Source organism: Mycolicibacterium chubuense, from assembly GCF_001044255.1.
In the GTDB taxonomy this organism is placed as follows: Bacteria; Actinomycetota; Actinomycetes; order Mycobacteriales; family Mycobacteriaceae; genus Mycobacterium; species Mycobacterium chubuense.
In genome coordinates this window covers 235,321-253,864 of record NZ_JYNX01000058.1, presented here as the reverse complement: position 1 = coordinate 253,864, position 18,544 = coordinate 235,321, and the positions used below count along the sequence as shown (strand labels likewise).

Annotated in this window: 20 protein-coding genes; 9 read left to right on the top strand and 11 right to left on the bottom strand. The window is 69.0% G+C overall.

Features of this window, described 5'->3' with window-relative positions; all coding sequences use genetic code 11:
• Positions 1-15 precede the first annotated feature (15 nt).
• Positions 16-657: a hypothetical protein gene (locus MCHUDSM44219_RS20000; RefSeq protein WP_048419969.1), complete on the top strand. Its 642-nt coding sequence runs from the start codon at positions 16-18 to the stop codon at positions 655-657.
• Between the two features lie 10 nt (positions 658-667).
• On the opposite strand, the gene rnhA is transcribed toward MCHUDSM44219_RS20000, so the two are convergent.
• Together rnhA and MCHUDSM44219_RS19990 are read right to left on the bottom strand one after the other, a co-directional pair.
• Positions 668-1,123, bottom strand: coding sequence for a ribonuclease HI (gene rnhA / locus MCHUDSM44219_RS19995; RefSeq protein ID WP_048419968.1), 456 nt, complete (start codon positions 1,121-1,123; stop codon positions 668-670).
• A gap of 68 nt (positions 1,124-1,191) precedes the next feature.
• Entirely contained in the window at positions 1,192-1,800 is a 609-nt protein-coding gene (locus MCHUDSM44219_RS19990) for a TetR/AcrR family transcriptional regulator (RefSeq protein WP_048419967.1), read from the bottom strand.
• A 72-nt stretch (positions 1,801-1,872) separates the two neighbouring features.
• Here MCHUDSM44219_RS19990 and MCHUDSM44219_RS19985 point away from each other — a divergent pair, with 72 nt between their 5' ends.
• On the top strand, positions 1,873-3,045 hold the full coding sequence (locus MCHUDSM44219_RS19985) for an aromatic ring-hydroxylating oxygenase subunit alpha (RefSeq protein ID WP_048419966.1): 1,173 nt from the start codon (positions 1,873-1,875) through the stop codon (positions 3,043-3,045).
• 5 nt (positions 3,046-3,050) lie between these two features.
• Here MCHUDSM44219_RS19985 and MCHUDSM44219_RS19980 read toward each other — a convergent pair whose 3' ends face one another.
• From MCHUDSM44219_RS19980 to MCHUDSM44219_RS19970, 3 genes are read right to left on the bottom strand one after another with little or no spacing between them, the layout of a single operon-like run.
• Positions 3,051-3,344 carry a hypothetical protein gene (locus MCHUDSM44219_RS19980; protein ID WP_048419965.1) on the bottom strand — a complete coding sequence of 98 codons (294 nt, stop codon included), beginning with the start codon at positions 3,342-3,344 and terminating at the stop codon, positions 3,051-3,053.
• Between the two features lie 29 nt (positions 3,345-3,373).
• Positions 3,374-4,591, bottom strand: coding sequence for an MFS transporter (locus MCHUDSM44219_RS19975; RefSeq protein ID WP_048419964.1), 1,218 nt, complete (start codon positions 4,589-4,591; stop codon positions 3,374-3,376).
• Complete coding sequence (locus MCHUDSM44219_RS19970; RefSeq protein WP_053081310.1) at positions 4,588-5,250, bottom strand: ketohydroxyglutarate aldolase; 663 nt, start codon at positions 5,248-5,250, stop codon at positions 4,588-4,590. Before MCHUDSM44219_RS19970 ends, MCHUDSM44219_RS19975 begins: the two co-directional genes overlap by 4 nt.
• An 86-nt stretch (positions 5,251-5,336) precedes the next feature.
• On the opposite strand from MCHUDSM44219_RS19970, the gene MCHUDSM44219_RS19965 reads away from it, so the two are divergent.
• Complete coding sequence (locus MCHUDSM44219_RS19965; RefSeq protein WP_048419962.1) at positions 5,337-6,512, top strand: ROK family transcriptional regulator; 1,176 nt, start codon at positions 5,337-5,339, stop codon at positions 6,510-6,512.
• A 6-nt stretch (positions 6,513-6,518) separates the two neighbouring features.
• Here MCHUDSM44219_RS19965 and MCHUDSM44219_RS19960 read toward each other — a convergent pair whose 3' ends face one another.
• The 4 genes from MCHUDSM44219_RS19960 to MCHUDSM44219_RS19945 form a co-directional block, all read right to left on the bottom strand.
• Positions 6,519-7,229 (bottom strand): class I SAM-dependent methyltransferase, encoded by a 711-nt coding sequence (locus tag MCHUDSM44219_RS19960; protein WP_048419961.1) that lies wholly within the window; start codon positions 7,227-7,229, stop codon positions 6,519-6,521.
• 58 nt (positions 7,230-7,287) lie between these two features.
• On the bottom strand, positions 7,288-8,160 hold the full coding sequence (locus tag MCHUDSM44219_RS19955; protein ID WP_048419960.1) for an LLM class flavin-dependent oxidoreductase: 873 nt from the start codon (positions 8,158-8,160) through the stop codon (positions 7,288-7,290).
• A gap of 66 nt (positions 8,161-8,226) precedes the next feature.
• Entirely contained in the window at positions 8,227-8,940 is a 714-nt protein-coding gene (locus tag MCHUDSM44219_RS19950; protein ID WP_053081305.1) for a DUF4873 domain-containing protein, read from the bottom strand.
• Positions 8,937-9,845 carry an AurF N-oxygenase family protein gene (locus MCHUDSM44219_RS19945; RefSeq protein WP_048419959.1) on the bottom strand — a complete coding sequence of 303 codons (909 nt, stop codon included), beginning with the start codon at positions 9,843-9,845 and terminating at the stop codon, positions 8,937-8,939. Before MCHUDSM44219_RS19945 ends, MCHUDSM44219_RS19950 begins: the two co-directional genes overlap by 4 nt.
• Before the next feature lie 125 nt (positions 9,846-9,970).
• On the opposite strand from MCHUDSM44219_RS19945, the gene MCHUDSM44219_RS19940 reads away from it, so the two are divergent.
• Genes MCHUDSM44219_RS19940 through MCHUDSM44219_RS19925 form a run of 4 tightly spaced genes read left to right on the top strand, consistent with a single transcriptional unit; the run spans position 9,971 to position 12,892 of the window.
• Entirely contained in the window at positions 9,971-10,354 is a 384-nt protein-coding gene (locus tag MCHUDSM44219_RS19940; RefSeq protein WP_048419958.1) for a phage holin family protein, read from the top strand.
• Between the two features lie 5 nt (positions 10,355-10,359).
• Positions 10,360-11,223 (top strand): Fpg/Nei family DNA glycosylase, encoded by an 864-nt coding sequence (locus tag MCHUDSM44219_RS19935; RefSeq protein ID WP_048419957.1) that lies wholly within the window; start codon positions 10,360-10,362, stop codon positions 11,221-11,223.
• A 48-nt stretch (positions 11,224-11,271) separates the two neighbouring features.
• Complete coding sequence (locus MCHUDSM44219_RS19930) at positions 11,272-12,021, top strand: SDR family oxidoreductase (protein ID WP_048419956.1); 750 nt, start codon at positions 11,272-11,274, stop codon at positions 12,019-12,021.
• A gap of 37 nt (positions 12,022-12,058) precedes the next feature.
• Entirely contained in the window at positions 12,059-12,892 is an 834-nt protein-coding gene (locus MCHUDSM44219_RS19925; RefSeq protein WP_048419955.1) for a glycoside hydrolase family 16 protein, read from the top strand.
• A gap of 48 nt (positions 12,893-12,940) precedes the next feature.
• Here MCHUDSM44219_RS19925 and pgi read toward each other — a convergent pair whose 3' ends face one another.
• Positions 12,941-14,590, bottom strand: a complete 1,650-nt coding sequence (pgi, locus tag MCHUDSM44219_RS19920; RefSeq protein WP_048419954.1) for a glucose-6-phosphate isomerase — start codon at positions 14,588-14,590, stop codon at positions 12,941-12,943.
• Positions 14,591-14,639: 49 nt separating this feature from the next.
• Between pgi and MCHUDSM44219_RS19915 the strand changes: the two genes are divergently transcribed.
• Positions 14,640-16,088 carry an NAD-dependent succinate-semialdehyde dehydrogenase gene (locus MCHUDSM44219_RS19915; protein ID WP_048419953.1) on the top strand — a complete coding sequence of 483 codons (1,449 nt, stop codon included), beginning with the start codon at positions 14,640-14,642 and terminating at the stop codon, positions 16,086-16,088.
• Between the two features lie 72 nt (positions 16,089-16,160).
• Positions 16,161-18,176: an acyltransferase family protein gene (locus tag MCHUDSM44219_RS19910; RefSeq protein ID WP_048419952.1), complete on the top strand. Its 2,016-nt coding sequence runs from the start codon at positions 16,161-16,163 to the stop codon at positions 18,174-18,176.
• Positions 18,177-18,231: 55 nt separating this feature from the next.
• On the opposite strand, the gene MCHUDSM44219_RS19905 is transcribed toward MCHUDSM44219_RS19910, so the two are convergent.
• A complete protein-coding gene (locus tag MCHUDSM44219_RS19905) occupies positions 18,232-18,540 on the bottom strand; it encodes a chorismate mutase (RefSeq protein WP_048419951.1) in 309 nt (102 codons plus the stop codon).
• Positions 18,541-18,544: the final 4 nt, after the last annotated feature.

Sequence of the window (18,544 nt, the reverse complement as noted above, 5' to 3'; positions counted from 1 at the left end):
CCTAGCTTCGGGGGCATGAGAGACAGCGGTGCGGTGGCCGACGTCGTGGCGACGCCTGAACTGCTCGAGCAGATGCTGCGGCGGAAGCCACCGTGCTGGCCGTGGGCCGCCTTCGCGTCGGTGCTCTTCCAGCACTGGGCGGCGCTCGAGGCGCGCAAGGTGAGCCAGGTGCTCGGCGCCCCGGCCGGCCCACCGACGGGCCGGCTCGACACCGGGGCCGAGGTCGCGGCTTTCGTCGCCCACCATGTGCGCGCCGTCGACGAGATCGTCAGGGAGGCTGGTGAATTCCTGCGTTCCCCGATATTCCTGGCGGTGTTCGGGGTGCCGGAGGACGAGAGCACCGCCGACGGTCCGGGCATCGTGCGGGTCGGCCGACGGGTGAGCGGCTACTACGAGCGGCTGCTCGAACTCGCCGAGGACTGTCGGCGCCAGGCGGTGATCGACCACGATGCGCCCTTGCTGGCCGACTGCATCCGGTTCGTCAATCAACCCCTGCAGGACTTCGGCGGTCTCATCAACGACGTCCTGGAACGATTGGAACACCAGCAGAAGCGGGTGGTGTCGGGCCGTCGTCCTCTGACGTACACCCCGCTGTCGCTGCAGGTCACCACCGACGACGTGCTGGTGTGGTCGATCCTGGACCGCCTGATCGACTGACATGGCGCGCTCAGGCGAGGGCGCCCAGCGCAGCCTGCATGCCCCGGGTGGCCAGCACGTCGGCCAACTCGTTGTCGCCGACGCCCGAGTGCCCTTTGACCCAGAACCACTCGACGCGGTGTCGCGCGCAGGCCAGCTGCAGCCGCTGCCACAGGTCGACGTTCTTGACCGGCTGCTTGGCCGCGGTCATCCAGCCGTTGCGTTCCCAGCCGACCACCCACTTGGTGATCCCGTTCCGGACGTAGGTGCTGTCGGTGTAGAGGTGCACCGACATCGGGCGGGTGAGCGCTTCGAGCGCCATGATGGGCGCCGTCAGTTCCATCCGGTTGTTGCTCGTCTGGCCGGGTTCACCCCCGCACATCTCGCGGACGTGCTCGCGGTGACGCAGCACTGCGCCCCAGCCGCCCGGGCCGGGGTTGGGTCGGCACCCACCGTCGGTGTGGATCACCACGGGCTCGGAGGTCATCCGCCGAGGATAGGCACCGGCGCCAACGGGTGGCTCGGCGACTCGCCGACCGATGCCGCGTCAGCGCCTCAACTCGGCGTCTCGGCCCGCGCACGGACTGCCGGGGCCACCCAGTCGCGCAGATAGGCGCGCAACCCGTCACCGCAACGCGCCGGACCGCCGGGATCGACGATGAACGACTGCAGCGTCCGGAGCATGAACTCGACGAGCCCGTCCAGCTTGTCACCGTCGAAACCTGCGGCCGCCCAATCGATGTCGTATCTCTGCAGGATGGATCGGCCGAAGCCGATCGCGACGTCGGAGGTCACCCCCGCGGTGAAGGCCGACGCCTTGCCCGGCTCGACGACCAGGCGCAGATATCTGTCGTGGGAGAGCTGTTCGAGCGTGTAGGCGATTCCTTCGACGACAGCCTGCGTCGGATCGCTGATGGCCCCGAGCTGCCCGGCGAGCCGATCGAGAAACGCGTCGATCGACGACAGGGCCGTCGCGGCCAGCAGCGCTTCCTGAGTGGGGAAGTAGCGGTACACCGTCTGCCGGGTGATGCCCAGCGACTGCGCGACGGTCGAGATGGTGACGGGCTGGCCGTCGTCGATGGCTCGTCGGGCTGCGTCCAGGATGCGGCCCGCCGCCTCCTCGTCGTCGCGCGGGATGTCACCCGACCACCCGTGCCTGCGCATGCCCCCGATCGTCGCATGACACCGTCCCGGATCTTGACAATACATTCTATTCAACTTGTATGGTCAGTAGTCATGAGCCCCCTACCCGGACTGCCGGCCGCCTGCGACGACGACGTGCTGACCCGACGGGCGCTCGAGCACGCCCTCGGCGGCACCACGGACATGGCAGAGCGTGAACTGCGCGTACCGCTGCACTACTACCGCGACCCGAAGATCACCGACGTCGAGGAATCCCAGATCCTGCGGCGCGTTCCGCTGGCCATCGCACCGTCGGTGCAACTACCGGAGGCGAACGACTTCCTCGTCCGGTCGGTGCTCGGAACCTCCCTGCTGGTCACCCGCGACCGCACCGGCGCCAGTCGCGTCCTGCTGAACTACTGCCGCCACCGCGGCGCCATGCCCGCCTGCGGGGCGGGCAACGCGTCGCGCTTCGTCTGCCCGTACCACGCGTGGACCTACAGGAACACCGGTGAGTTGTTCATGGTCCCGGGCCGGGCGGGCTTCGACTCGATGAACCAGAAGGACTACGGACTGGTCGAACTCCCGTCGCAGGAGAAGTACGGGTTCATCTGGGCGGTGCTGTCCGCCGACGCGGCGATCGACGTCGACGCCCACCTCGGCCTGGTCAGTGCCGAACTCGCCCGATGGGACTACCCGTCCTACGGCTACCACGCCGACCGGGAGTTCCAGTCCGAGGTCTCGTGGAAGGGCGCGCTCGAGGCGTTCGCCGAGGGCTACCACTTCCCGTTCGTGCACAGCGAGAGCCTGATCGGTCAGAACACCCTCGCCAATACCGCGATCTACGACGAGTACGGCCGGCACCACCGCATCGGTTTCCCGTTCACCTGGATCACGAACCTCGACACCGACCCGGCTGCACCACGCGAGCCGTTGGCCAACATGGGGGTCGTCTACTGGATCTATCCCAACCTGATCCTCGCCAACAGCCCTGTCGGCGTGGAGATCATCGACATCCTGCCCGCGGGCGAGCCGACCCGCTGCACCGTCCGGCACAGCTGGATGGCCCGCGTGCCCGCGCACAACGACGAGATGCGTGCGGCATACGACGCCGTCTACGACGGCGTGCACGCCGCGGTGCGCGACGAGGACTTCGCGATGCTGCCGCAATGCGGGCAAGGCGTCCGCCACGGCCAGCACGACCACATGATCATCGGCCGCAACGAGATCGCCGTTCAGCACATGATCAAGGTGTTCGCCGGCGAGTTGGGCGTCGCGCTCTCCTGAGCGCGTCAGTCCTTGTCGTCCTTGTCGCCTTTGTCATCCTTCTCGTCGTCGGACCGGTCGGAATCCTTCTCGTCGCCGCTGTCGGCGTCGTCATCGGCGTTCTTGTCGGAGTCCTTGTCCGAGTCCTTGTCCGACGACGCGCCGCCGAGTTCGAGCACCGCCCAGTGGCTCGGCGAGAGCAGCACCGACCACTTGCCCTTCTCGCGGCCCAACTTCAGGACACCGTCGTCGAGCTCCCAGACGGTGTCGTCGTCGTGCGTGGATTCCTGCCCGTCGCTGTACGTGAGTTTGAATGCCATGGGCGCTGAATGCCCGAACGGCGTTCGTGTTAACCGCGCGATCTGCGCTGCAGGAATGCCGACACCGTCAGGACCGCCATGCCCGCGACCGCGAGCACGGCCCCGGCTGCTGCAGGCGCCGTGTAGCCCAGGCCCGCGGCGATCACCAGACCGCCCACCCAGGCGCCGCTCGCATTGCCGATGTTGAGCGCCGAGTGGTTCAGAGCCGCGGCGAGTGTCTGCGCGCCGTGCCCGACGTCCATGAGCCGGGTCTGCAACGCCGGCCCGACCGCCGACCCCGAGGTGCCGATGGCGAAGAGGACGAGAAGAGCGGTCCACGGATTGTGCGCCGCCGCGACGAACAGCGTCAGCGCCCCGGCGAGTGCCCCGAGCGACATGTACAGCGCCCGTATCACCGAACGGTCGGCCAGGCGACCGCCGATGAGGTTGCCGCAGAACATCCCGAGACCGAACACCATGAGCGCCAACGGGATCAGAGGCCGGGGCAGACCCGCGACGTCGGTCATGGTCGTCGCGATATAGGTGTAGACGGCGAACATCCCGCCGAAGCCGATCATGCCGACGAGAATCGCCAGCCACACCTGCGGGCGGCGCAGCGCGCTCAACTCGGCCAGCGGACTCGTCGACTGCATCGTCTGCAGGTGCTTGGGAAGCCAGCACCACAGCGCGGTCAGCGTGACCAGCCCGATGCCGACGACGAGGCCGAAAGCCGCGCGCCAGCCCAGGGATTGGCCCAGCCACGAGGCCATCGGCACACCGAGCACCGTCGCGATCGTCAACCCGGACATCACGTGCGCGACGGCCTTGGCCCGGTTCTGCGGACCCATCAGATGGGCTGCCGCCAGCCCGGCCACGCCGAAGAAAGCGCCGTGCGGCAGGCCCGCGGCGAAGCGGGCGAGGATCAGCGTGTCGTAGGAGGGTGCCACCATGCTGGCCAGGTTGCCGAGGGTGAACACCGCGATCAGTCCGAGCAGGAGCTTGCGCCGCGCCATGCGTGCCGTCAGCGCGGCGATGGCCGGAGCACCCACCACCACACCCAGCGCGTAGGCCGAGATGATGTGGCCGGCGTTCGGTTCGGAAACCCCGAAGCTCGTCGCGATGTCGGGCAGCAGGCCCATGGAGACGAACTCGGTGGTGCCGATGCCGAAGCCGCCCAGGGCGAGCGCCACCACGGCGAGCCAGCGCACCACGGGATCGGGTGCGACCACGGCCACCGGGCCGACGGGACGTTCCTGTATGACGGTCACAGCGCACGCTCCAGGGTGACGGTCGGCCTACTCAGCGTGACGGACACCGCGGCGAGGCGTCCGATCCGGTCCCAGTCGCGACGGCGCACCGCGTCGCGGGGCACCAGCCAGTCGGCCATCACGCACCCGACATTGGGCGCCGCGAGGTATCCGGACAGATCGGCGGGGGTGAGACCGCCGGCGGCCGCGAAGCGCGCCCCGGGCGCGAAGGCGGCCAACGCCGCGAGGTGGCGCAGACCACCGAGCGCGGCGGCCGGATGCAGCACCATGTCGGTGTAGCCCTCGCCGAGGACCTCGATGGCGTCGAGCACCGTCGCGACACTCGGCAGGTGGGGCAATTCCGCGGCGCGCATCGCGATCCGCAGCGCCGGGTCCGCCGCCGTCGCGACCAGGAATTCGGCGCCCGCGGCGCGGGCGAGTGGAGGCTGCCCGGCGGAGGTCAGGGCACCGGCCCCGATGACGATCTGAGGCGACTCCGACCGGATGCGCTCGATCGCGTCCCACGCGGACGGCGCATCGACCGCGATCTGCACCAGCGGCAGTCCTGCCGCGGCGATGGCGTCCGCGGCGCACGCCGCAGAGCATGGACTTCCTGCGCTGCGCATGCTGATCACGGGCATCACCGGGGCGACGTCCAACAACGATCTCGGCTCTCTCACCCCGATCACGATAGGGCCGTATTCGGTACTTCTCAACGCGACTTTTGTACTTTTGAAGCAGAAGCACGTGGAGTTACGCTGTCCGTATGGCCCTTTTGCGCACCACCCCGGTGACTGCTGTGGGTGACCTGTATGCCCTCATCAGGGACAAGCGCGCAATCAGCCGCGCCGAGATCGGAGCGCTCACAGGAATGTCGCGCACCGCGGTGGCCGCGCGAGTGAGGGAACTCACGGCGCGGGGGCTGGTGGTCGAGCAGGATCAGGCGCCGTCATCGGGCGGGCGACCGGCCACGCTCGTGTCGTTCAACGCCGACGCCGGAATCGTCCTGACCGCTGCCATCGGTGGCAGTCGGGCGCGGCTGGCGGTGTGCGATCTTGCCGGCGATATCCGCGCGGCCGCCGACATCGACGAGGAGCCCGGCTTCGGTCCCGCCGACCTCATGCCAGCGGTGGCGACGCGCCTCGGGGCGCTGCTCGGCGAGTCCGGTCACCGCGGCACACGGATCTTCGGCATCGGGGTCAGCCTGCCCGGCACGGTGGATGCGCAGCGCGGCTCCAGCCTCGATTCACCGGTGCTGACCGGGTGGGACGGCGTGCCGCTCGGACCGTTCTTCGCGGGGCTCGGCGGGGCGCCCGTGGTGGTGGGAAACGACGCCAACGCGTTCGCGCTCGCCGAGTGGCGCGCCGGCGCCGGCCGCGGGCTGGACGACGTCCTGGTGATCAAGGCGTCCACGGGCCTGGGGGCCGGCATCGTGGCCGGCGGTGCGTTGCAGCGCGGGGCGCTCGGGGCGGCAGGGGAGTTCGGACACGACAAGACGGTGGCCGCCGACGGGATACCGTGCCGGTGTGGCGACGTGGGGTGTCTGGAGGCGGTCGCCGGCGGCTGGGCCCTGGTGCGGGCGCTGAACGACGAGGGCAGGACGGCGCGCAGTCTGCGCGACGTCGTCGATCTGGCCCACAGCGGAGATGCACTGGCGCGCCGCCTGATCCGTGAGAGCGGTCGGCACGTCGGCGAGGTTCTGGCCGGCGCGGTGAACCTGCTCAATCCCGCCGCACTGGTGGTGGCCGGCGACGTCGCCGGCGCCTACGACATCTTCGTCGCCGGGCTGCGGGAGACGTTGTACGGCAACGCGACCGCGTTGGCCACCCGGACCCTGCAGATCGTGCCCTCGCACCACGGCGACCGTGCCGGCGTCATCGGGACGGCCATGATGGTGCTCGACGACGTCCTGGCTCCGGGGATCGTGGGCGCTCTCGTGTGACGAGGGTCAGCGCGGGGCTCTTCCGAGGAACGTGTGCACGATGTTGCGCTGCCAACCCGGCACCGTCAGGCTGTGCACGTCGACGAACCCGTTGCGCTGCAGCCGATTCCGGAACGCTTCGGCACCATCGAACCTGTTGACGCTGGTGCGCAGGTACCGGTAGAGGCTCGCGTCCCCGGAGCGCAGCCGCCCGGCCGGGATGATGATCGCCGCGCACACCGCGTTCCAGATCACGCCGGCGAGCCGGGAATCCCGCACCGAGTACTCGTGGGCCGCGAAGACGCCGCCGGGCCGCAACAGTGCCCGGAGCTCCTGCAGCACCGGGTCGGGGTCGGGCAGATTGCGCACCAGGTATGCGGCGAGGATGCCGTCGAAGGGGCCGCTGATCCCGGCGTCGGCGAGGCCCTCGGCGCGGCTGTGCACGAAGCGCACCGAGTCCGGCCACTGTTTCGCCCGGGCCTGCGCGAGCATCCCCGCCGATCCGTCGACGCCGATGATCTCGGCCTGCGGCGCCACCTTGAGCAGGGCCGCAGTCGACAGGCCGGTGCCGCAGCCGATGTCCAGCAGCCGCAGGCCGCGCCCCTGGTCGGGGATCTGCATGCGTTCCGCCGACAACAGGAGGTGCTCGTTGTAGCCGGGGTTGGCTCCGACGAGGCCGTCGTAGGCACCGGCGCCCGCATCGAAGGCATCCGGAACGTCATACACGCCGCGTGTCATCGGCCGAACACTACCCAGTTTGCGGCGCGAACATGCAGAACAGGTATCGACGGCAACGTCAGACCTTCGCGATCACGTTCTCGGCGAACATCTCGAGGTTGCGCACCTTCGTGTCCAGCGGTTCGGTGTCCGGTCCGGTGATGTACGGGATCCGGAATCCGACGATGACGTCGGTGACGCCCTTGTCCTCCAGCCGCTTGATGCCGTCGGGGGTGTAGGCGTCGATCGAGATCACGTGGATCTGGAAATCCGGATCGTCGGCGGTGCCCTGTTCCTCGCGGAATCGGGACAGCTTGGCCAGCAGCGCGTCGAGTTCTTCCGGGTCGCCGCCGCCGTGCATCCAGCCGTCGTTGCGTGCGGCGCGGCGCAGCGCAGCATCGGCGTGCCCGCCGATGAGGATCGGGATCGGCCGGCTCGGCGCGGGCGTCATCTTGGTTCTGGGGATGTCGTAGAACTCGCCGTGGTATTCGAAGTACTCGCCGGTGGTCAGGCCCTTGATGATGTCGATGCACTCGTCCATCCGCTTGCCGCGCCGCGCGAACGGCACGTTCAGCAGCTCGTAGTCCTCTGGCCACGGGCTGGTTCCGACGCCGAGGCCCAACCGGTTGTCGAACAGCGCTGCCAGCGAGCCCGCCTGCTTGGCCACCAGTGCCGGCGGCCGGATCGGAAGCTTGAGCACGAAGTGGTTGAAGTGGAGCGTCGTCGTCACGGCGCACAGCGCGGCGGTCAGCACGAACGATTCGATGAAGGCCTTGCCGTCGAGGAACTCGCGGCTGCCGTCGGGCGTGTACGGATAGGTCGAGTCCGATTCGAACGGGTAGGCCACGCTGTCCGGAATCGTCATCGCGTGGTACCCCGCGGCCTCGGCGGCCTTGGCCAGAGGTATGTAGTACGTCGGATCGGTCATCGCCTCTGCAAAGGTGAACCGCACATCGCCTCCTGCTCGTCGCTGACCGAATACTAGAACGTGTTCCAGAACGGCGGGACGGCGATCGTCTTACAGGAGTGGGACGTCGATATCGGTCCTGGCGAGCGCGAACGGCGGCGACCCGGTGCCCGTCACGCTGTATCCCGCCTGCGGTGTGCGCTCGGTCAGGCGCGCGCGGGCCGTTCGACCGTCCACCGCGACGTCCACGTCGTGGGGGAGCTTCACACCCTCTAGGTCGGCGAAAACCGTTCCGCGCCAGTGGTATCGACCGTCGATCGGCTCCATCCGGCCGGTCAGCCGCACCCGGACCGCATGGTCGCACCCGTCGACGGTGACGGTGGCGGGCCCGTCGTAGACCTCGTCGTTGTCCCCGACGGCGGACTGCACCTCGAACGCCGACGGGATCTTCGCCCCCACGGCGCGCCAGTAGCGGCCGCTGCGGTGGTCTCGCGGCCGACCCCGGTCGGCGAACATGCGCTGGGTGGCCGCGCGGACCTCGATGCGTGACCCGTCGGTGCGGTCCAGGTGCTGCAGGCACTTGGCGATGTAGCTCTTCTGCGCCGCGGTGTCCGGACCGGAGAGCAGGAAATAGTTGGGGACACCGTGGACGGCCACCCCGAGGTAGGGCTCGAGCGCGCCGGCGGACGCCGGCGCCGAGGCGGGCAACGTGCCGTCGGTCGAGATCAGCACCCGCGCGGTGCTGCCGCCGACGGTCCAGGTGTGGGTCTGTTCGTCGAAGCGGGCGTCCACCGCTGCGCTGACGTACATCACCGTCTCGATCACAGGAAGCCGCTGCGCTTCCACACCCGCCGGGCGATCGGCCCCATCAGGCCGACCTCGCCGAGGAACGCGGCGAGCGGAGCGAAGCCCAGCACCTGGACCTCGTGGCGGTGCGCACTACTACGCGCGATGCGCCGGGCCTCACGCGCGTCGAGGCCCACACGCGCGTACTGCACGCGGTTGGTGAACAGGTGCCGGAAGAACAGCCCGCCGGCGCCGTGGATGTTGGCCACCCACAGCCGCGACAGTCGTCCCATCTGCGGGGCACGCTTACGCAGCCCGTCACGGGCGAACTGGATGTGGCGGGCCTCCTCGGTGACGTGGATGCGCATCAGCCGTTGCACAAGCGGCTGCAGTTCGGGGTCGTCCATCATCTGCCGCTGCAGTGAGTCGAAGATCTCCTCGCCCACGAGCGCGGCCACCCACAGCAGGGAGCCCTGGAACGCGAACGGCAGTGCGTTGATGATGACCCGCTGATACCGCCTGGGCCGCACCGGCTTTGCGCCGACGCGATCGATCGCCTTGCCGAACATCACCATGTGTCGGGTTTCGTCACCGAGTTCGGTCAGCTCGTAGTGGGTGGCGCGGGCCGTGGGGTCCTGGTGCATCATCTTGCGCAGCAGCGCCTGGTTGAGGATGTTCTCGAACCAGATGCCGGCCGACAGTGTGTTGGCGAGTTCCTGACGGGACAACTCGATCTGCTGCTCCCGGGTCATGCTGTCCCACAACGGTGTTCCGTACAGCGACACGGTTTTCGGCGGCAGGAAGAACTTGTCCGGATCCAGGGGTGCGTCCCAGTCGATGTCGACGACGGGTGCGAAGGACTTCTTGACCGACCCTTTGAGCAGGCGGTCGGCGAACGCGTCACGCGTCGGGGCAGCAGTCTGGGGTGTTGCTGGAGCGGACATCTCGAGCGTCCCTTCGTCGTGGTGCCCTCGACGGTAGGGAGGCGCGCAGCAACATGTCAATACCCTCGGTACCGCATACTTGCGGTACTGGTCGGATCGCTGGGCCGCGAGGCATGATGAAGCCTGTGACGCCGTTCCTTCTGCGCGCCGCGCTCACCGGGGTGGCGCTGTGGGTCGTGACGCTCGTCGTCCCGGGTATCGCCTTCGTCGGCGGCGACTCGACCGCGGCGCGGGTCGGGATCATCTTCGTGGTGGCGGTGATCTTCGGGCTGGTCAACGCCATCATCAAGCCCGTCGTGCAGATCATCTCGATCCCGCTCTACATCCTGACGCTGGGTCTGTTCCACATCGTGATCAACGCGTTCATGTTGTGGATCACGTCGTGGATCACCGAGCACACCACGCACTGGGGCCTGTTCATCGACGACTTCTGGTGGACGGCGATCTGGGCCGCGATCGTGCTGTCTGTCGTGAGTTGGCTGCTCTCGCTGATCGTCAGGGCAGACTGAGAGGTATGCCCGAACTGCCCGAGGTGGAAGCCCTGGCCGATCATCTGCGCCGGCACGCGGTCGGCCGAACCGTCGGTCGGGTCGACGTGGCCGCACTCTCGGTGCTCAAGACGTTCGACCCGCCACTGTCGGCGCTGCACGGCCAAGAGGTCACCGGGGCGAACCGGTGGGGCAAGTACCTGGGCATGCAGGCCGGCGATCTGCACCTGATCACGCATCTGTCGCGTGCGGGTTGGCTGCGGTGGTCGGACAAACTCGCCGCGGCCCCGCTCAAGCCGGGCAAGGGGCCTATCGCGCTGCGTGTGCACCTCGGCACTCCCGGTGAGGGGGTCGGCTTCGACCTCACCGAGGCCGGCACCCAGAAACGGCTGGCGGTCTGGCTGGTGACCGATCCGATGGTCGTCCCGCAGATCGCGTCGCTGGGCCCGGACGCCCTGTCGCTGACCGCCGACGGCCTGGCGGACGCGCTGCGCGGCAACACCGGGCGCATCAAGACCGTCATCACCGACCAGAAGGTGATCGCAGGGATCGGCAACGCCTACAGCGACGAGATCCTGCACGTGGCCAAGCTGTCCCCGTTCGCGACGGCCAACAAGCTGACCGACGCGCAACTCGCCGCGTTGCACACCGCGATGATCGACGTGCTGACCGATGCCGTCACGCGGTCGGTCGGGCAGCAGGCCGCCACGCTCAAGGGCGAGAAGCGCTCGGGGCTGCGGGTGCACGCTCGCACAGGCATGCCGTGCCCCGTGTGCGGTGACACCGTGCGCGAGGTGTCGTTCGCCGACAAGTCCTTCCAGTACTGCCCGACGTGCCAGACCGGTGGCAAGGTGCTCGCCGACCGCCGGCTGTCCAAGCTGCTCAAGTAGCACCCCACCGATTTCGGCCCACTTGTCTAACTCGGTTATCCTGCCCCGGTGACTCGGCAGAAGATCCTCATCACCGGTGCCAGCTCGGGACTCGGGGCGGGCATGGCCCGCCAGTTCGCCGCCAAGGGCCGTGACCTTGCGCTGTGCGCCCGCCGGGTCGACAACCTCGACGAGCTCAAGGCCGAACTGCTCGCGCGTCACCCCGGGATCACCGTCGCGGTGGCCGCGCTCGACGTCAACGACCACGAGCAGGTGCCCAAGGTATTCGCCGAGCTCTCCGACGAGCTCGGGGGACTGGACTGCGTGATCGTCAACGCGGGCATCGGCAAGGGCTACCCCCTCGGGGGCGGCAAACTCTGGGCCAACAAGGCCACGATCGAGACGAATCTGGTTGCCGCACTGGTGCAGATCGAGACCGCGATGGAGATGTTCAAGGCGGCCGGCCGGGGCCACCTGGTCCTGGTGTCGTCGGTGCTCGGCAACGTCGGCGTGCCCGGACACAAGGCCGCCTACGCCGCGAGCAAGGCGGGCGTGACGTCGCTGGGCGAATCGTTGCGCGCCGAGTACCCGTCGGGCCCGATCAAGATCACCGTGCTGGAGCCCGGCTACATCGAATCCGAGATGACCGCGAAGTCGAACACCACGATGCTCATGGTCGACAACGAGACCGGCGTCAAGGCCATGGTGGACGCGATCGAGAAGGAGAAGGGCCGCGCTGTCGTGCCGGCGTGGCCGTGGTGGCCGCTGGTGGAGGTCATGAAGGTGCTGCCCCCCAGATTCACCAAGCGCTTCGCCTGACGCATCCGCCCACCGCGGCGGATGCTTTCATGGACCGATGCCCAACTTCGATCGACGCAGCATGATGGTGATGACCGGGATCGGCCTGCTCGGCGCGGCTCTCCCGAGCACCCCGGCCCAGGCCGCGCCCTGGCCGGGCCCACCGCCCGCCGCGCCGCCACCAGCCGGGAAGTACCTGTTCGAAGACCACTTCGACGGCCCGGCGGGTTCGGCTCCTGACCGCTCCAAGTGGGAGATCGCCACCGCGCGGGAATCGATGGAGGACCCGACGTACTGGGAACTGCCCGGCAACGTCGGCCAGTACCGCGACGATCGTCGCAACGTCTACCTCGACGGTAAGTCCAATCTCGTCTTCCACGCGGCCAAGGACGGCGACACCTACTACAGCGGCAAGGTGTTCGGCACGTACCGCGGCGGCATCGGCCACAACTGGGAAGCCCGCATCAAGCTCAACTGCCTCACCCCGGGGTGCTGGCCGGCCTGGTACCTGGCCAACAACAGCCCGGTCAACGGCGGCGAAGTCGACATCATGGAGTGGTACGGCAACGGCTCGTGGGCGCCGGGAACGGCCGTGCACGCCAAGCTCAACGGCGGCGAGCACGTCAGCCAGACCATCACCGTGGACAGTGCCTGGCACACCTGGCGGGTGCAGTGGGACGAGGCCGGCATGCGCTTCTGGCGGGACTACACCGACGGCGCGGCGCCGTACTTCGACGTCCCGGCGCATGCGCTGCCGGACTGGCAGTTCAACGAGCCGGGGTACACCCTGTTCCCGATCATGGACCTGGCCGTGGCCGGGTCCGGCGGCGGCGATCCGCGAGGCGGCACCTACCCCGCCGACATGCTGATCGACTACGTCCGCGTCTGGTAGCGATTTCGGTGTAGAACGTCACCCTCAGCGTGATGAACTACGCCCAAATCACGCCGAACGGCCGCGCTCCGTGCGGTAGCGGCGCACCAGCGCATCGGTCGACGAGTCCGTCTGCTCGGCGGGGGAGCCGTCGTCGGTGAGCACCGGCAGCAGCGCCTTGGCCTGCGTCTTGCCCAGCTCGACACCCCACTGGTCGAAGGAGTCGATGCCCCAGACCACGCCCTCGGTGAACACCTGGTGCTCGTAGAGCGCGATCAGCTGACCGACCACCGACGGCGTCAGCTTCGTCGCCAGGATCGACGTGCTCGGTCGGTTGCCCGGCATCACCTTGTGCGGCACCACGTCGGCCGGCGTTCCCTCCCCGGCGATCTCGTCGGCGGTCTTACCGAACGCCAGCACCTGGGTCTGCGCGAAGAAGTTGCTCATCAGCAGGTCGTGCATGCTGCCGGTGCCGTCGGCGGTCGGCAGATCGTCGGTCGGCTCGCTGAACCCGATGAAGTCCGCGGGGATCAGCCGGGTGCCCTGATGCAGCAGTTGATAGAAGGCGTGCTGGCCGTTGGTGCCGGGCTCGCCCCAGAAGATCTCGCCGGTGCCCGACGTCACCGGGGTCCCGTCGGCGCGCACCGACTTGCCGTTGGACTCCATCGTCAGCTGCTGCAGATAGGCCGCGAACCGTGCCAGGTCGTTCGAATACGGAAGCACCGCACGGGTTTCCGCGCCGAAGAAGTTGTTGTACCAGAGCCCGATCATTCCCAGCAGCACCGGCGCGTTGGCCTCCAGCGGGGCGGTGCGGAAGTGCTCGTCGACCAGATGGAAGCCGGCGAGGAACTCGGCGAAGCGCTCCTTGCCGATGGCGGCCATCACCGCGAGCCCGATCGCCGAGTCCACCGAGTAGCGGCCGCCCACCCAGTCCCAGAAGCCGAACATGTTGGCGGTGTCGATGCCGAAGTCGTCGACCAGCTTCGCGTTGGTCGACACCGCCACGAAGTGCTTGCTCACCGCGTCGTCACCCAACGCCTCGGTCAGCCAGCGTCGTGCCGCGGTCGCGTTGGTCAATGTCTCCAATGTCGAGAACGTCTTCGATGCGACGATGAAAAGCGTTGCGGCAGGCTCGAGTCCGTCGAGTTTGGCGACGAGATCGGCGGGGTCGACGTTGGACACGAAGCGCGCCGAGACGCCGGCGTCGGCGTAGTGCCGCAGCGCCTGGTACACCATCACCGGCCCGAGGTCGGAGCCGCCGATGCCGATGTTCACCACCGTGGTGATCCGCTCGCCCGTCGCGCCGCGCCACTCGCCGCTGCGCAGCCGGTCGGTGAAATCGCCCATCCGGTCCAGCACCTCGTGCACGTCGGCGACGACGTCCTGGCCGTCGACGCTCAACGCCGCGTCGCGCGGCAGTCGCAGCGCGGTGTGCAGCACCGCGCGATCCTCCGAGGTGTTGATGTGCTCACCGGAGAACATGGCGTCGCGTCGCTCGGTCAGTCCCGCCGCGCGGGCCAGGTCCAGCAGCAGGGTCAGCGTCTCACGGGTGACGCGGTGCTTGCTGTAGTCGATGTACAGGTCGCCGACGGTCAGCGCGAGCTCCGTCCCGCGGGCGGGGTCGTGGGCGAAGAGGTCGCGAAGATCGGTGCCGCCGATCTCCTCGTGATGCCGGGACAGTGCCTGCCATGCCGGTGTGGCCGTGATGTCGGAACCCATGAAAAGAACCCTAGTGCGGCACTTGACCGAGGGTGTAAATGATGGAGTTATGGATACTGCCGCGTTGTTGAACTCCGTCCCCACCGGTCTGTGGATCGGTGGTGAGGAGCGCCAGGGTTCGTCGACCTTCGACGTGCTCGACCCGAGCGACGACCAGGTGATCACCTCGGTGGCCGATGCGACCCCCGACGACGCGCGGGCCGCGCTCGACGCCGCCTGCGCTGTGCAGGCCGAATGGGCCGGCACCGCGCCGCGCAAGCGCGGGGAGATCCTGCGCTCGGTGTTCGAGACGATCACCGACAGGGCCGACGACATCGCCGCGCTGATGACGCTGGAGATGGGCAAGGTGGTCGCCGAGAGTAAGGGCGAGGTCACCTACGGCGCCGAGTTCTTCCGCTGGTTCGCCGAGGAGGCGGTCCGCATCGACGGCCGCTACACCCCGAGCCCCGCGGGCACCGGCCGTATCCTGGTGACCAAGCAGGCGGTCGGCCCCTGTTACGCGATCACCCCGTGGAACTTCCCGCTGGCGATGGGCACCCGCAAGATGGGCCCGGCCTTCGCCGCCGGCTGCACGATGATCGTCAAGCCCGCCCAGGAGACGCCGCTGACGATGCTGCTGCTGGCCAAGCTCATGGACGAGGCGGGCCTGCCCAAGGGTGTGTTGTCGATCCTGCCGACCAGCAACCCCGGCGGCGTGACCGAGGCGCTGATCAACGACGGCCGGCTGCGCAAGCTGACCTTCACCGGTTCCACCGGTGTGGGCAAGGCGCTGGTCAAGCAGTCGGCCGACAAGCTGCTGCGTACGTCGATGGAACTCGGCGGCAACGCGCCGTTCATCGTGTTCGACGACGCCGACGTCGACGCGGCCGTTGAAGGCGCCGTGCTGGCCAAGATGCGCAACGGCGGGGAGGCCTGCACCGCGGCCAACCGGTTCCACGTCGCCAACGCCGTCCGCGAGGAGTTCACCGAGAAGCTGGTCAAGCGGATGAGCGAGTTCACCCTGGGCAAGGGTCTCGATCCGTCGTCCACGCTCGGACCGCTGATCAACGCCAAGCAGGTCGCCACCGTCGAGGACCTGGTCTCCGACGCGGTGTCGCGCGGCGCGACCGTCGCGGTCGGCGGCGTCGCCCCCGGGGGCCCGGGCAACTTCTATCCCGCCACGGTGCTGACCGACGTCCCCGCCGACGCGCGCATCCTCAAGGAGGAGGTGTTCGGTCCCGTCGCGCCGATCGCCGGGTTCGACACCGAGGACGAGGGCGTGGCCGCGGCCAACGACACCGAGTACGGGCTGGCCGCGTACGTGTACACGCAGTCGCTGGACCGGGCGCTGCGGGTCGCGGAAGGTATCGAGTCCGGCATGGTCGGCGTCAACCGCGGCGTGATCTCCGATGCGGCCGCGCCGTTCGGCGGCATCAAGGAGTCCGGCTTCGGTCGCGAGGGCGGCACCGAGGGCATCGACGAGTACCTCGACACGAAATACATTGCTCTGACGAAGTAGCGCGCGCCTTCCCGATCCGGCGTCGGGCAGTACATAGGCTTCCTTGCTCGACAGCAAGGAGGGCTACGGGACGTGACACCCGTGAGTGCGGCGCCGATCCGGGTGGGCCCACGCCGCTATGTCGGCCCGGGACAAGCCATTCCGGCGCTCGACGGGGTACGTGCGATCGCCGTGGCGCTGGTGCTCGCCGACCACGGCGGCGTCCCCGGGCTGCCCGGCGGTTTCCTCGGCGTGGACGTCTTCTTCGTGCTCAGCGGGTTCCTGATCACCTCGCTGCTGCTCGACGAGACGGCGCGCACCGGCCGGATCGGGCTCAAGGCATTCTGGGTCCGGCGGGCGCGCCGGCTCCTGCCCGCCCTCCTGGTCATGGTCCTGGCCGTGGTGGCCCTGCGCGACCTGTTCGCCCCGGAGTCGACGGCGGGCCTGCGCGACGAGGCCGTCGCGACGTTCTTCTGGATGTCGAACTGGGCGTTCGTCGCCGCGCGGACCGACTACTTCTCTGAGGGTGCGCCGCCGTCGCCGCTGCAGCACACCTGGTCGCTCGGCGTCGAGGAGCAGTACTACCTGCTGTGGCCGCTGCTGCTGGCGGGGATCCTCGCGGGCCTGGCCGCGTTGGCGTACCGACGCGGTGTGCCGGTGTCGACGCGGATGGTCCGCGCGGCGGTGTTCACGCTCGCGGCGCTCGGCGCCCTCGGATCGGCGGCCGCGGCGATCCTGCTGTCCTCCGACGACTCGCTGAACCGGGTGTACTTCGGCACCGACACCCGGGTGCAGGCGCTGCTGGTGGGTGCGGCGGCCGCGGCGCTGCTGGTGCGGGACTGGCGCGGGATGACCGCCGGTCTGGTGACGTTGCGCTCCCGCTGGGCCCGTTGGCTGGCCTGGCTGGTGCCGGTGATCGGGCTGGTGGTGCTCGCCACGGCGGCGCACCTGGCGACGGGCACGGCCGCGGAGTTCCGCGGCGGGCTGCTGATCGTCGTCGCGCTGGCCGCGGTGCTGGTGATTGCGCCGGTCGCGCTCGACCAGACCGGGCCCGTCGCCCGCATGCTGTCGATGGGTCCACTCGTGGGCCTCGGGGCGATCTCCTACGGCGTGTACCTGTGGCACTGGCCGATCTTCCTGGTGCTCAACGGCGAACGCACCGGTTCGGAGGGGTGGAAGCTGTTCGCGCTGCGGTGCGCGGCGACCGTCGCCGTCGCGGCCGTGTCGTGGTGGCTGATCGAGCAGCCGATCCGGGATTGGCGGCCGACGACGGTGCCGATGTTGCGGCTCGCGGCGGCAACCGCGGCGACGGCCGCGGTGGTAACGACGACCGTGCTGCCCGCCGGGGTGCCGTTCCCCAAGCCCGGCCCGGGGCCGCTGATCGATTCCGCGGCGCTGGTGGGCCCGGAGGTGCCCGTCGCGGTGACGCGTCCCGCGCGGCAGCGCGCCCCCGGCGACGTCCGCGTGGCGGTGTTCGGGGATTCGATCGCGTGGACGATGATGCGGTACCTGCCGGCGACGCCCGGGGTGGAGTTCGCCGACTTCACCACCATCGGCTGCGGCATCGCCCGCGGCGGGCCGTACACCTACGTCGGACAGGACCTGCCGCAGAAGCCGGAGTGCGACTCCTGGCCGGCGCGCTGGGCCCAGCGGATCGGCTACGAGAAGCCCGACGTGGTGCTGCTGATCGTCGGGCGCTGGGAGGTGGTCGACCGGATGAACGAGGGCCGGTGGACGCACATCGGGGAGCCGGGCTACGACGCGTATCTGCGCGGTGAGCTGACCCGTGCGCTGGACATCCTGGGCTCGACGGGCGCCCGCATCGTCGTCACGACCGAGCCCTACAACCGGCGGGCGGAGAAGGCCGACGGCAGCCTCTACCCCGAGGATCAGCCCAAGCGAGTCGACGCGTGGAATGCGTTGCTGCGCAGCGTCGTCGAGCCGCGGCGCAACGTCTCGGTGCTCGACCTGAACCGCAAGCTCAGCCCCAACGGCTACTACCAGACCAAGGTCGACGGCCTGCGGGTGCGCAGCGACGGCGTGCACCCCACGCCCGAAGCGGTCGAGTGGCTGACGCCGTGGCTGGTCGACGCGGTCAAGACCCGGTGATTTCGGCGTGCTCGGTCGCGCTCAGCGCGACCAGCCACGCCGAAATCGCAGGAACTCAGTGGCCGAGGCGGCCGCGGCCCAGGCGCAGCAGCAGCATCGCGAGGTTCTTGCCCTCGGAGCCGAGCACGCTGTAGCGCTCGATGACCTTCATCTCGCGGCTGTGCACCAGGCGGGTGCCGCCGGAGGCCATCCGGGCCTTGCCGATCATCTGCGAGACCTCGGTGCGTCGCTGGACGGCCTCGAGGATGGTCGCATCGAGACGGTCGATCTCCTGGCGCAGCTCATCAATGTCGGGTGTCTGCGCGGTGTCTGTCGTCATGTCGTCGTTCTCCGGATTCTCGTTGTGTGACTGGTCTGGTCTCATCCGG

Excerpts from the sequence above, each read along its gene's own strand:
- MCHUDSM44219_RS19905 (WP_048419951.1), bottom strand. The coding sequence starts at position 18,540 with ATGAGACCAGACCAGTCACACAACGAGAATCCGGAGAACGACGACATG.
- pgi (WP_048419954.1), bottom strand. The coding sequence starts at position 14,590 with ATGGGTTCCGACATCACGGCCACACCGGCATGGCAGGCACTGTCCCGG.
- MCHUDSM44219_RS19990 (WP_048419967.1), bottom strand. The coding sequence starts at position 1,800 with ATGCGCAGGCACGGGTGGTCGGGTGACATCCCGCGCGACGACGAGGAG.
- MCHUDSM44219_RS19945 (WP_048419959.1), bottom strand. The coding sequence starts at position 9,845 with ATGTCCGCTCCAGCAACACCCCAGACTGCTGCCCCGACGCGTGACGCG.
- rnhA (WP_048419968.1), bottom strand. The coding sequence starts at position 1,123 with ATGACCTCCGAGCCCGTGGTGATCCACACCGACGGTGGGTGCCGACCC.
- MCHUDSM44219_RS19985 (WP_048419966.1), top strand. The coding sequence starts at position 1,873 with ATGAGCCCCCTACCCGGACTGCCGGCCGCCTGCGACGACGACGTGCTG.
- MCHUDSM44219_RS19965 (WP_048419962.1), top strand. The coding sequence starts at position 5,337 with ATGGCCCTTTTGCGCACCACCCCGGTGACTGCTGTGGGTGACCTGTAT.
- MCHUDSM44219_RS19925 (WP_048419955.1), top strand. The coding sequence starts at position 12,059 with ATGCCCAACTTCGATCGACGCAGCATGATGGTGATGACCGGGATCGGC.
- MCHUDSM44219_RS19960 (WP_048419961.1), bottom strand. The coding sequence starts at position 7,229 with ATGACACGCGGCGTGTATGACGTTCCGGATGCCTTCGATGCGGGCGCC.
- MCHUDSM44219_RS19935 (WP_048419957.1), top strand. The coding sequence starts at position 10,360 with ATGCCCGAACTGCCCGAGGTGGAAGCCCTGGCCGATCATCTGCGCCGG.
- MCHUDSM44219_RS19980 (WP_048419965.1), bottom strand. The coding sequence starts at position 3,344 with ATGGCATTCAAACTCACGTACAGCGACGGGCAGGAATCCACGCACGAC.
- MCHUDSM44219_RS20000 (WP_048419969.1), top strand. The coding sequence starts at position 16 with ATGAGAGACAGCGGTGCGGTGGCCGACGTCGTGGCGACGCCTGAACTG.
- MCHUDSM44219_RS19915 (WP_048419953.1), top strand. The coding sequence starts at position 14,640 with ATGGATACTGCCGCGTTGTTGAACTCCGTCCCCACCGGTCTGTGGATC.